Genomic DNA, 12076 nt, shown 5'->3' with positions numbered 1-12076 from the left:
CCCAGCTCCTCCTTTACTCGATTATAATATATTTCCCAATAAAAAGCTAGACCATATTGAATAAGGTATAATTTATATATATTTAGGAGGAGATGTCATGGAGAAATTAAAACAAATGTTACCTTACTTATTAATAATGATTGGAATATTTTATATATTACCAATGTTAATTATAGACACCGGCTCTGGCATGTTTATTCTATTAGTCCTAGTACCATTGGCTTGCTTATTAACATCCCTGGCTTACGGATTTAAAAATTCTTTTACTTTGACTTTTCCGATTTTAGTAATGCTAATATTTATCCCATCCATATTTATTTTTTATAATGATAGTGCGATTGTTTATGTTTTTGCCTATGGAGCCATATCCCTTGTAGGATCTTTTTTGGGAGCTAGCCTTAGTGGGAAGATTTAGAAGTGGTTTAGGAAAATTTATAAAGGAGTATAATTTGAAAGTTAAAAAGAGAACTTTATTATTGATAGCTGGCTTGGTCTGGCTAATTGCAGGTTTTAATGTAGCAAGGCTTGGAATCTTATCTTTTGGCTTAGTAGAAAAGATTTGGTATTTGTACGCCCTAACAATTTTAATCTTTATGATTTTTGGAAGAATGTTTTTTACTATGAGTGAAAAACATACAAAAAGAATCCTAGCCTATGAAGATAAAAGACCATTTTGGAATTTTTTTGATCTTAAATCTTATTTGATTATGGTCTTTATGATGACTATGGGTATTGGTCTTCGTAAAGCAAATATTTTACCAGAATTTTTTATAGCCTTTTTCTACACAGGACTTGGCCTTGCCCTAGCACTTGCTGGGATAATTTTCATTTATAATTATATTTTCATAAAAAATTGAAATAATAGGACCAAGATATGAAATATTTTACAAAAGAATACTACAAAGAATATCACTTTATTTTGTTTGATGAACTTAAAGTCAAGTATAAATGCAAGTGAATCGGAAATTAGATGAAGAACAAGAAAGGACCTTTGGATTTAGATAAATGAGTATAGAAGAAACTAGGGAATTTTATAGGGATTTTGATGACCTATGTGACTGTGCATATTGCAGAAAATACATAAGAGAAATTAAGAAATCTTATCCAGATTTGACAGAATACTTGAATAAATTAGGTGTTGACATAGAAAAGCCATTTGAAACCATGCCAGGGGAGCCAGAAAATAGATTTATAGATTATTTTAGTGTCCAATATCTAGTGATGGGGGATAAGAAGGAATTTTCAAAAGAAAAGCTAGGAGATGTGACAATTGACCTTGCAGAAGATTACCCAGATCCTAATTTAGATTGTAAATATTATGTGATAGAACTAGGTCCGATTAAATTAGAATGGACAAATGAAGGGGAAATATGAAAGAAATATTTAAAGAATTTTCAGAAGTAAAAGGCGAATATGTAGAAGAAATTGCTGGTCAATCACGTTTTGCTTATAGTATATCAAACTCTGATGACCTTTTTGAAATAGAAGAGACAGTGAAAATCGTTGGATTTTATAAGGGAAATGAAATTTGTTTTTATGACTATAAAACAAGTGAAATTTACAGGCCTTTTGATCTTAAAAAGAACATTGCTTATGGTAGGGTAATTTTTATTGATAATAGTTTTTACATCTTGCAAGTAGACTTTGATGAAGGTCTTGCAAATATTTATAAGTATTATCCAGGAGAAATTTTAGAAAAAATTACCGACTACAAGGTAAAAGATTTATCAACCTATAACCTTGAACTTGTTGGATTGGACCTTCACCTAATAAGCCAAGACTCTGAAACGCTTGAAATTTATTATCCTTACAGAAAAACCATTAAACTTGAAGTAAGCGAGTCGGCTCTTTTTATAGACGATGGCAAGGTTTATATCAATCGCTGGATTGAAGAAGGTTGGGATGATGAAAAAGATGAAGCAGGAGAAGACTACAAATATTATGATAAGCTAATTATTAAAGATTTTGATTCAAATATTATCGAAGAAAGGCTTGGCAGTCTCCACCAAAGCCCAGACGGAACTTGGTGGCTTGCCTAGAAAAATATGACAAATCTAGATATATTCTTAATTGATTATGAAATTTATAAGGCAAATCCAAATTGGTGGCTGGATATAACAGAAATTTTCTTAAAGCCGGGATTAATTTTTAAAGCAAGTTTTAATAATGAACATACTAATATCTTGGAAAAAATTTCTGCCTATGGGAGTGACCTTAGCATAAGTTTTGAAAAAAATGTCTTAGGGGTGGAAGGAATCATAAATGAGGAAATGATAAGAGATTTCAAGGCATCCTATAAAGTGAAAAATGGTGATGGCATAGATTATTATTCTCCATTCATTAGTCTTGAAATTGGAGAAAATTATTGCTCCGCCCATCATGGAAGCGAGCTTTATCTATCAAACCTTAGTGAGGATGAGCTTGAAAAAATTTATAAAATAATAAATCCTTTAGACCAATATTTAAAATTTGATATAAGCTAAAAGTTTTTAAAAATCTTTTTAGGGTAGGAATATAGGGAAAAGATAAAGGGAGGATTGTTATGAGAAAAGAAATTAAAAGAGAATGGGATTTTGAACTTTATTTTAAACCGGATTGTCCGTTTTGCCTTAAGGTTTTGAATTTTTTTAAGGAAAATGACATAATTAAATTTCCGTCATATAATACTGAAGATATCACAAGTGGCTATGAAAACCAAGATAAGCTAATTGCTGTAGGTGGCAAAATCCAAGTGCCTTGCATGGTGATAGATGGCAAGGCCATGTATGAATCAGACGATATTATCGCCTATGCAAAAGAAAATTTCCTGGAAAAGGCCAAGGAAAACAAGGCTAAGAGGAAAGAAATTTTAAAAACCGAATAAAAAATGATGAGCTGGTGAGGATTCCTCCTGGCTCATCATTTTTTTAATTTTTTAGTTTTGGGACTCTTCAATTTTTAATTTTTTGCCAGCGATTTTTTTGTTGTTCATAGTCCTTATACATTCATAAACCACACTTTTTTCTACATCAACAAAGCTATAAGATTTTTGAATTCTGATTTGTCCTATTTTTTTATTTGGCACATGGGCAAGCCTGTTTAGGGCCTTTATTATCTTATCCTTGGTGAAATTATCCATCTTGCCCCTGTTTAAAAAGAGAGTTGTCATGTTTTCGTCTTTATACTTGTTCGATTTTTTCTTATTAGCAGTCGATTTTTCCTTTGGCGTATCAACACCAGCTATTTTTTCGTGGTGATCTAGATTGTCTTTGTTTAGCTTATCTGATAAGAGGACTTGGGAGATGACAAAGGGGTCGTAGCCTTTTTCCATTAACCTAATAAGGATTGATTTCTCTCTCTCAACACCAGTATAATTTTCAAGCTTTTCAATGATATCATCAATTACGCCAGTCTCTAGATTCCTATCCATTTGAACTAGGCTTGGGATTTGTGCTTGTTTTATTGTAGCCTTGGTGTATTTCTCGATAGCCTTAAGCCTTTCATTATCCCTGCCAGAAATAAGGGAATAGGATAGACCACTCCTGCCAGCACGGGCGGTCCTACCTATCCTGTGAACGTAATATTCATCAAGCTGAGGGAGGTCATAGTTTATTACCATATCAACATCGTCTACATCTAGCCCACGAGCAGCCACATCTGTAGCTACCAAAATATCTATGGTATTGTTTCTAAATTTTTTCATAACTATATCTCTTTGAGTTTGCTTTAGATCACCGTGAAGGCCATCTACCAGGTAGGATTTTTTGCTTAGAGATTCTACGAGTTTGTCAACTTTTCTTTTGGTATTGCAGAAAATAATGGCAAGCCTTGGCTTGTTGATTTCCAAAAGCCTGGTTAGGGTTTCTTCTTTATCAGCTTCTTTTAATTTTATAAAATGTTGGTCAATTTTATTTACAGTTAATTCTTTTGCCTTTATCTTGATTGTTACAGGATTTTTCTGATAAATCTTGGAAAATTCTGAAATTTCCTTGCCCATAGTGGCAGAGAAAAAGCAAGTTTGCCTGTCATCGTTTGTAGCATCGAGGATAAATTTCATATCATCTCTAAAACCCATGTCAAACATCTCATCAGCTTCATCGAGGACTACGATTTTGAGATTATCAAGTTTGAGGACTCTTCTTCTCATCAGGTCCATGAGTCTGCCTGGTGTGCCGACAACAATTTCGACACCTTTTTTAAGAGCTTTGATTTGCTTTACAATTTGTGTTCCACCGTAGACTGACAGAATCTTTATGCCTGTATGATATTTAGCAAGATTTCCTATTTCTTTTGCTACCTGGATACAAAGTTCCCTTGTTGGACATAGGACAAGGGCTTGGGTGAGTCCATTTGCTTCGATTTTTTCGATAATTGGGATAGCGAAAGCAGCAGTCTTACCTGTGCCAGTTTGAGCCTGACCTATAACATCTTTTCCATCTAAGAGGGGAGGGATGGTTTCTTCTTGGATAGGCGAAGGGGACTTAAATCCCATATCTGCAATTGCTCTTAATGTTTCTTCTGATATATATAATTCTTTAAATTCCACTATTTTTTCCTTTACTAATTCAATAAAAAAGGCAGCCGTCATTAGACAACTGCCAAATACTTATAGTATTATACTACAAATATTGAAAATAGCTCATAATCTAAAAAAAATATTGAAATTTAATAATTTCACTTAAATTTTATAGGATTTGTATAGACACATATGTCTTCACCATCAATATTTATAGTTTCAATTGTTTTTCTAAGTTTTGTGTTTTTGCTGGTTAAAAGAGCCTCTTTCAAATCTAGAACTGGCTCAATGCAACAATCAGCTCCATCAAAAATATTTACCCATTCATCCCTGGTTTTTTCTTTAAATATTTCCCTTAAGATTTCTTTCTTCTCTTTATAATCAGGGCAAAGACAACCGGCCACAATCCATTCTTCCTTGCCTATTAATTTACAAAATTTTTCGAAAAACTTTGGTTCAAGAGCTCCGAAGCTTAGGTATTTGTCATCTTTTGTCTGGTAGAAATCATAAAGTGACCCACCATTTAGGGAATTTTCTTCCCTGCCAGGATTCATACCTGTCATCATAAGCCCAGCGCCAGTCATTGTGTTGTAGGCAATTACACTATCGAGGATTGAAACATCGATATATGATCCATTTCCAGTGGCATTTCTCTTATTTAGGGCAGCAAGGATACCTATAATTGCATTTTGTGCAGCTGCCATGTCAGCAACTTGCATACCATATAGAACAGGACCTCCATCTTTCCTTCCAGAGTGACCCATGATTCCTGATAAGGCAAGGAAATTAATATCATGACCGGCCCTATCTTTGTAAGGTCCATTTTGACCATAGCCTGTGAGGCTTAAGTAAAGTATATCAGATTGAACTTTTTTTATATCCTCGTAGGCAAGGCCAAATTTAGCCATTACTCCAGGTCTAAATTGTTCAATTATGCAGTTGTATCCTTCTTCTTTAATCAGCCTAATAATTTCCTTTTGACTAGCTTCTTCTTTTAAATTAAGAAAAATCTCTTTTTTCTTGTTATTTAGCCAGGCCCTATTAGCTGAAAGTCCATTTTTTGCAAGAGGTTCGGAATCTAAAACCAAGTCTTTTCTGCCTGGAGCAGATATTTTCAAAACTACAGCTCCCATTTCTGCAAGCATCCATGTAGCATAAGGCCCTGGAAGTAGGGTAGTAAAATCAAGTATTTTTAAATTGTTTAATAAGTTCATAATATCCTCTTTTCTTTATATTAATAATTTACCCATTAGTTTCATATTTAAAATCTGGTAAAATATTATTAGGAGATTAACGCGTTTTTGGAGGATTTATGGAGTACTTAATAATTTTAATTTTCTTAGCCTTTGCTATTCATAACCTAAGAGAAAGTAAGGGAAAGAAGATCAGAATAGATATTAGGCCTATTTATAATATTATATTGGTTATAGCTGGGATTTTGTATTTAGCTTTAGCTTATAAAATAGGAAGGGGAATAGAGTCAGGTATTGCAGCAATTTCTGCTCTGTTTTACCTTTGGACAATAATTTATTGTCAAGGAATTGGTCAAGATGGATTTTATGTATTACTTGGAAAATCAACCATTAGGAAAATTGAAATTTCTAATATAAGAGATATAAAGATAGATAAGGAAAATTATAAGCTTGAATTTTATGCAGACTCAACAATTTACAAGCAAAAATATAAGAAAGAAGATTTTCCAAAAGTTCTTGAAATTATAGGAAAATTTAAATGAAAAATCGCCCCAGAGGAGCGATTTTTTTAGTAGGTGAAAATACCTGTTGATATTAAAAACAAGACAAACATGATGACAGGTAAGAAGTACTTGGTCATTACGACGTAAAGACCTTTTTTGGCAAACTTCTTGCCACCATATTCCACTTCGTCTATTATCCATTGTGGTTTCATAATCCATCCTATAAAGATTGATGATAGGAAGGCTATTAGAGGCATCATGAAACTATTTGAAATATAGTCCATTATGTCTAGGAGTTGACCTGTTGAACCATTTGGAAGGGATACTTCAACGTAGAATTTGCTATAGCCTAGGGCAATTACTGCTGTTGCTATGAGATAAATAACAGATAGCACTAGGGTTGTTGATTTTCTTTCTGTGCCTAAGATTTCTATTGTGTTTGCAACTATAGATTCAAGTACTGATATACAAGAAGTTAGGGCTGCAAATGCTGCTAGAATGAAAAATATTAGGCCAATTATCCTACCAGCAGGACCCATTTGGAAAAATACCTTTGGTAGGGAAATGAACATAAGGCCAGGGCCAGCAGACATTCCTTCAACACCCAAAAATACATAAACAGCAGGAATTATCATTACACCTGCGAGCATAGCCACAGCTGTATCCATGATTTCTATAACTGATACTGATTTACTAAGATCTACATCTTTCTTCACATAAGATCCATAAGTAATCATGATCCCCATAGATACAGAAAGTGAGAAAAACAATTGACTCATAGCATCTAGGGATATTTGTAAAAATCTAGATAAGGTCATACCAGTAAAATCAGGCTTTAAATAAACTGCTAGGCCTTGGAGACCAGTTCTGATTTCATCATTTTCTCCACTTGATTTTAAGGTAAGGGAGAAAATAGCTATACCAACTACCATAATTAAAAGAATTGGCATAATAATTTTAGAAACTCTTTCAATTCCCTTCTCAACCCCGCCAAAAACTATCAAAGCAGTCATAACCATGAAGATTAGGCTGCAATAAACAGAAGCGTTTGAAGATATGAAGTTAGTAAAACAAGCATCTTCTGCAGCGAGTTTCATATCACCAGTTAAAAAATATTTTATGTAATTAAGTATCCATCCACCAATAACTGCATAATAGGTCATAATAATAACTGGTACAAAAAATGTAAAAATACCTAAAAATTTCCATTTTGAATGCATTGATTGGTAGGCATATATAGCACTCTTGCCAGTTTTACGACCAATCGCAAGGTCTGTAGTTAGGAGAACAAAACCGACTGTAAAAATTAAAGCCAGATATATAATAAGGAAAACTCCCCCTCCATCTTTGGCGGCAAGATATGGGAAGCGCCAAAGGTTACCTACACCAACGGCTGAACCGGCTGCAGCTAATACAAAACCAAGCTGGCCAGTGAATCCTTTATGTTCTTTCATAACAATTCCTCTTTTCTTATAATTTAATAGTCATATCATACCACCAAAAATTTATAATTAAAAGTTTTTTTTTATTTTTTTTCATTAATTTTATGGTAAAATATATTTTGAGATAGGAAAATGTTTGCTGTCTTGAAAATGAAATGAGGTGAAATGATGAAGATTGGAGTCAGTGCTTGTCTTTTAGGAGAAAATTGCAAATATAATGGTAAGAATAATTTTTCATCAAAATTAGAAGAAATTCTTAAAAATCATGACTTAGTAGCTATTTGCCCTGAGGTATTGGGAGGTCTACCAACTCCAAGAGATCCTGCAGAAATTGTTGGCGAGATCGTAAGGACCAAAGACGGGAGGTCGGTTGATGATGAATTTAAAAAGGGAGCAAAAAAAGCTCTAGAACTTATCAAGAGAAGTAAAGTAGAGCTTGTTGTATTGCAATCGAGAAGTCCATCTTGTGGGATAGGAAAAATATATGATGGTTCTTTTACTGGGAAATTAATAAATGGCGACGGTATTTTTGTAAAATTATTAAAGGAAGAGGGAATAAAAGCTATTGATGTTGAAGATTTAACAAACATTTGATAAAAATTATGGTTTGTGAATTAAGACCTATTCATCAGATGAGTTTACAAGCTTAAATGATAATGCCATGGATCTAATGAATAAGCTAGCAGAAGCTAAGCCTGAAAGGGAGTTAAAGTTCTTGAAGAAATAGTGGTTAAGACAGGCATATTTGAGTATATGTTCTGGGATATGTGCCACAAGCAAGAGACTTGGACAGAAATTTAAATCAATCTACTAATTGTCATGAATTGCCCGAAAATTTTCGGGTATTTTCTTTTGTATATATCTATGGGAGAAATTTGGGTATATATAGTAGAGAAATTAATTTGATAGGAAGGCTCGTTATGAATAAAAAAATTGCAATTCAAGATACTTATGGTGAGAGGTTTCAATATTGTTGGGGATGTGGTCCTAAGAATGAAGAAGGTCTACATTTAAAATCTTATCCGACTGAAGATGGTAAGCAAGTTGTTGCAAAAGTTAAACCGGCAAAGGCCTTTACTGGTGGGGTGCCAAACAATTTATTTGGTGGTATGATTGCGATGATATTTGATTGCCATGGTACTGCAAGCGCTGCATTTTTTAAACACAAATCTAAGGGGCTTGAGCTTATGGAAGATACAGTTATAGAAAGATTTATAACTGCCCATCTAGAGATAGATTTCAAAAAGCCAACACCTATGGATGAGGAAGTTGAGGTAGTAGCAAGCCTTGAAGAATTAGGCGACAGGAAGGCTATAGTAAATATGGTCTTAACTTGTAAGGATGAAGTGAGGGCTAAGGCGAAGATGGTCGCTGTAGCTGTTAAGGATAATATGTAGGTTATTATGAAGTTTGAGAAATGTTGTTGCCATAGAAATACGAAAAAATATCAGATTTACCATATGCCAAGACCAAAAGACTGGGATAAGGACGTGATGGATGCCATTCAAATGCTATTGTGGTATATACCAAATATTGATTCTGTACAATCTTTTAGCGATGATCTTATTAGGAGTAAGGCCTTTGAAAACTTGACCTTTGCTTATGTACTAGATTGCCTTGGGATGAGCGAGAAAGATGTTTTGTTTATTAGACCTGGTGGTGAAATTTTCGATGAATATTGGGACTATTACCAGGGAGAAATTTGCACTTCTTGCCAAAAAATAATCCTGGTAAGGCAAAAAAATAAAACCAAGACTGAAGATTTATTAAGGTGCATAAGAAATGCAGTTGCCCATGGAGATTTTACAGTTGTTGGCGATATGTTTGTAGGTTTTAATGAACATAAGGGCGAGAAGAAGGCGATAATTAAGATAAAACCTAAAAATCTGATAAGAGCTTTAAGCAACATTTCAATTCAAGGTGAATATAACAAAGTTAGATTAATTGACGCGACCCTTAGGAAAAATGGTTTTAAAACCCAGATAGAGCCGAAAATTATTGATAAGGAAACTAAAAGATTCTATTACCTTGATATATTGGCGGAGAAAAATGGGCTTAAATATATAATTGAGATTAAGGATATTAGCTACAAGACTTATTTGAAAGTTCATGAATTTATGGAAATCTTGGCTAGTGTTGAAAAATATAGGAAGGCACTTGATCAGGAAAATACCAAGCTAGTCTTAGTTATGGATGAAACTAGATTAACCAAAGACTGTTGGGAAATGGCGGCTGGTTTTGATGACTTGATAGTTATTGACCTAAACAAGCTGATAAATATGCCTGAAACTGTTAAGGAGATATTTGCTTGATAGATGGAAAAATAAAAATTAGGTTGGAAGAAAAAAAGGATTATAAAAGAAAATTCGTAGAAAAAGTTCTAAGAGATTTACCTGATTGGTTTGGCATAGAAGAAGCTATTTTGGCCTACGGCAAGGAAGCTAGAGAACTTGACACCTATATTATTAGCTTAAATAAAGAGGACCTAGGATTTTTAATTATAAAAGAGACTTCGCCTTATACAATCGAGCTTTATTGTCTGGGTCTATTTGCAAAATCAAGGGGCCAAGGCTTGGGCCGAATCCTTGTTGATGAAGTATTAAATTTATATAGGGAAAAAATTAGGTTTTGTCAGGTCAAAACTCTTGATGAAGGCATAGATAAGCACTACGATAAGACCATAGGATTTTATAAAAGTCTTGGCTTTATGAAGATGGAAACAATTAAAGAAATTTGGGGAGAGGACAATCCCTGTATGATAATGATTAAAAGTCTTTAAACATTAACTTGTTTGAAGGCTTTTTTTTAAAAAATTCTTGCGAGATTTTTGTAAGTATGGTACTATAAATGTAACAAGATTAGTACTATAAATGTAACAAAATCTAAGGAGAATTTATGATAAGTTTAGCAATAGTTTCTTATTTTATTTTGTTAGTTACGATGTTTTTTGTAAAAGTACCAAATTATTTGCCGATAATAATAGGCTTGGGAGTATTTTTCTACATTTCTTTTTATTATTTTAAAAATGAAAGAGGAAGAGTGCAAAAATACTACACTCTAAAGGCCTTTTTATTAAGCACTTTAATATCTATAATAATTATTTTGGCCCTGGGAGCTATTCAATCGCTAACTCTTGGTTATGATCCAACAGATGCCTTGGATATAAAGGTGTTTAAGCTATATGTAACTTTATGTATTTTTGTGGTTTATACCTTAATTGCAAGGATAAAATATGTTAAAGATTTATAAATAAGAAAGGAGACTGTATTTGTTTGGATGTATTAATAGAAAATAGGATTAGAGAATTTAGGAAGGAAATGGGTCTTTCTCAAAACGCCCTGGCAAAAATGGTAGGACTTAAACGCAGGTCGATAATGGCTTATGAAAGTAACACAATTAGTCCTACCCTAGAGACAGCCTACAAGATTTGCAAGGTTTTTGATAAGGACATTAAGGAAGTATTTATATTTAAATAGGAGAAATTATGGGATTATTATTTAACACTAGCGAAGATATGGATAAAAAAGTAAGGGAAAAATTTGGAGATGATAAGTCTTATTTAATAGTTTTTAAGCACAATAGTCCTGCCAAGGATATTAGCAAATGGTTTTTAATCGGCGGCCTTTACTATACAATGGATTCATCAAGGACCTTCATTTTATACTTTGACCCTAAAGGAGTATATGAATCAGAGATTTCAAACTCAGATAAAAAAGATTTTCTCTTTATGGCTTGGAATGAAATAGAAGATTTTGAACTTGTTGAGGGCAACAAAAAAATACTCAAAATAAACCATCTGGGTAAAACTTATGAGTACGAAGTAGAGCTTAATGGCAGGCTCTTTAAAAATAATTTCAAAAACCTAACCAATCTTATGGAAAATAATTGGAATAGGATTGACTAATGAAAAATGGCCGAAGTGTGATGATTTTAGGAGCTAAGGAATACGAAACTTTTGACTTTGCTGATGACATATATTTGGTCGAATATTTTCCTGCCTATAAACTCACCCTTCCTTGGTATGAAGATAAGCTAACTGTGAAAATGGTAGATAACGCCGACGCACCTTATGACATCGACAAGCTAAAATTAATGTATGAGTACTTAAATAAAAATGGAGATTTATTTTATATAGCCTACAAAAATAAACTAGTAGGAGATTGTGCTATTTTTGATGATAACATGGTCGCTATCGTAGTTTCGAAAGAATATAGGGGAATGAAAATAGGAAGCAAGGTTCTAGATAAATTGATATCCTATGCAAGGGAAAAGAAATTATCTTACCTAAAGGCAGAAATTTACGACTTTAACCAAGTTTCAATAAGTTTATTCAAAAGCCATGCTTTTGAAAAAATTGATAAAGAAATGTATAAATTAGAGTTAATATAAAAAATCGTCCGGGGAATTAGATTACTTAAAGTAAGTTATCTATCTCTTGGACGA

18 protein-coding genes are annotated in these 12076 nt (G+C 33.2%); 15 read left to right on the top strand and 3 right to left on the bottom strand.

Annotated elements, in window-relative coordinates; genetic code table 11:
• Window positions 1-97: 97 nt before the first annotated feature.
• The 6 genes from HMPREF0072_RS04495 (at window position 98) to HMPREF0072_RS04470 (ending at window position 2863) form a co-directional block, all read left to right on the top strand.
• Window positions 98-415 (top strand): DUF2651 family protein, encoded by a 318-nt coding sequence (locus HMPREF0072_RS04495; RefSeq protein ID WP_004827704.1) that lies wholly within the window; start codon window positions 98-100, stop codon window positions 413-415.
• 34 nt (window positions 416-449) lie between these two features.
• Window positions 450-857, top strand: a complete 408-nt coding sequence (locus HMPREF0072_RS04490; protein WP_037327738.1) for a hypothetical protein — start codon at window positions 450-452, stop codon at window positions 855-857.
• Between the two features lie 148 nt (window positions 858-1005).
• Window positions 1006-1374 carry a hypothetical protein gene (locus HMPREF0072_RS04485; protein WP_004827700.1) on the top strand — a complete coding sequence of 123 codons (369 nt, stop codon included), beginning with the start codon at window positions 1006-1008 and terminating at the stop codon, window positions 1372-1374.
• Complete coding sequence (locus HMPREF0072_RS04480; RefSeq protein ID WP_004827697.1) at window positions 1371-2039, top strand: hypothetical protein; 669 nt, start codon at window positions 1371-1373, stop codon at window positions 2037-2039. Before HMPREF0072_RS04485 ends, HMPREF0072_RS04480 begins: the two co-directional genes overlap by 4 nt.
• A 6-nt stretch (window positions 2040-2045) precedes the next feature.
• Complete coding sequence (locus HMPREF0072_RS04475) at window positions 2046-2483, top strand: hypothetical protein (protein WP_004827695.1); 438 nt, start codon at window positions 2046-2048, stop codon at window positions 2481-2483.
• Between the two features lie 59 nt (window positions 2484-2542).
• On the top strand, window positions 2543-2863 hold the full coding sequence (locus tag HMPREF0072_RS04470; RefSeq protein ID WP_004827694.1) for a glutaredoxin family protein: 321 nt from the start codon (window positions 2543-2545) through the stop codon (window positions 2861-2863).
• 51 nt (window positions 2864-2914) lie between these two features.
• Here HMPREF0072_RS04470 and HMPREF0072_RS04465 read toward each other — a convergent pair whose 3' ends face one another.
• Together HMPREF0072_RS04465 and HMPREF0072_RS04460 are read right to left on the bottom strand one after the other, a co-directional pair.
• A complete protein-coding gene (locus HMPREF0072_RS04465) occupies window positions 2915-4525 on the bottom strand; it encodes a DEAD/DEAH box helicase (RefSeq protein ID WP_039931142.1) in 1611 nt (536 codons plus the stop codon).
• Window positions 4526-4653: 128 nt separating this feature from the next.
• Window positions 4654-5709 (bottom strand): CaiB/BaiF CoA transferase family protein, encoded by a 1056-nt coding sequence (locus HMPREF0072_RS04460; RefSeq protein WP_004827690.1) that lies wholly within the window; start codon window positions 5707-5709, stop codon window positions 4654-4656.
• Between the two features lie 98 nt (window positions 5710-5807).
• Between HMPREF0072_RS04460 and HMPREF0072_RS04455 the strand changes: the two genes are divergently transcribed.
• Window positions 5808-6230: a hypothetical protein gene (locus HMPREF0072_RS04455; RefSeq protein WP_004827688.1), complete on the top strand. Its 423-nt coding sequence runs from the start codon at window positions 5808-5810 to the stop codon at window positions 6228-6230.
• 26 nt (window positions 6231-6256) lie between these two features.
• Here the strand turns inward: HMPREF0072_RS04455 and HMPREF0072_RS04450 are convergent, their stop codons facing one another.
• Complete coding sequence (locus HMPREF0072_RS04450; RefSeq protein ID WP_004827686.1) at window positions 6257-7645, bottom strand: sodium-dependent transporter; 1389 nt, start codon at window positions 7643-7645, stop codon at window positions 6257-6259.
• A gap of 153 nt (window positions 7646-7798) precedes the next feature.
• On the opposite strand from HMPREF0072_RS04450, the gene HMPREF0072_RS04445 reads away from it, so the two are divergent.
• The 8 genes from HMPREF0072_RS04445 (at window position 7799) to HMPREF0072_RS04410 (ending at window position 12022) form a co-directional block, all read left to right on the top strand.
• Entirely contained in the window at window positions 7799-8227 is a 429-nt protein-coding gene (locus HMPREF0072_RS04445) for a 2-thiouracil desulfurase family protein (RefSeq protein WP_004827684.1), read from the top strand.
• A gap of 326 nt (window positions 8228-8553) precedes the next feature.
• A complete protein-coding gene (locus HMPREF0072_RS04440) occupies window positions 8554-9030 on the top strand; it encodes a hotdog domain-containing protein (RefSeq protein WP_037327727.1) in 477 nt (158 codons plus the stop codon).
• A 6-nt stretch (window positions 9031-9036) separates the two neighbouring features.
• A complete protein-coding gene (locus HMPREF0072_RS04435; protein ID WP_155811867.1) occupies window positions 9037-9945 on the top strand; it encodes a HEPN family nuclease in 909 nt (302 codons plus the stop codon).
• Window positions 9942-10412, top strand: a complete 471-nt coding sequence (locus tag HMPREF0072_RS04430) for a GNAT family N-acetyltransferase (protein ID WP_004827677.1) — start codon at window positions 9942-9944, stop codon at window positions 10410-10412. Before HMPREF0072_RS04435 ends, HMPREF0072_RS04430 begins: the two co-directional genes overlap by 4 nt.
• 116 nt (window positions 10413-10528) lie before the next feature.
• On the top strand, window positions 10529-10882 hold the full coding sequence (locus tag HMPREF0072_RS04425) for a hypothetical protein (protein WP_004827676.1): 354 nt from the start codon (window positions 10529-10531) through the stop codon (window positions 10880-10882).
• A gap of 23 nt (window positions 10883-10905) precedes the next feature.
• Window positions 10906-11109 carry a helix-turn-helix transcriptional regulator gene (locus tag HMPREF0072_RS04420; protein WP_004827673.1) on the top strand — a complete coding sequence of 68 codons (204 nt, stop codon included), beginning with the start codon at window positions 10906-10908 and terminating at the stop codon, window positions 11107-11109.
• An 8-nt stretch (window positions 11110-11117) separates the two neighbouring features.
• Window positions 11118-11537 (top strand): hypothetical protein, encoded by a 420-nt coding sequence (locus HMPREF0072_RS04415; protein WP_004827670.1) that lies wholly within the window; start codon window positions 11118-11120, stop codon window positions 11535-11537.
• Window positions 11537-12022, top strand: a complete 486-nt coding sequence (locus HMPREF0072_RS04410) for a GNAT family N-acetyltransferase (protein ID WP_004827668.1) — start codon at window positions 11537-11539, stop codon at window positions 12020-12022. Before HMPREF0072_RS04415 ends, HMPREF0072_RS04410 begins: the two co-directional genes overlap by 1 nt.
• Window positions 12023-12076: the final 54 nt, after the last annotated feature.

Source organism: Anaerococcus lactolyticus ATCC 51172 (assembly GCF_000156575.1).
In the GTDB taxonomy this organism is placed as follows: domain Bacteria; phylum Bacillota; class Clostridia; order Tissierellales; family Peptoniphilaceae; genus Anaerococcus; species Anaerococcus lactolyticus.
Note: the sequence above shows the minus strand (reverse complement) of the source record. Positions and strands in the feature narration are given on the sequence as shown.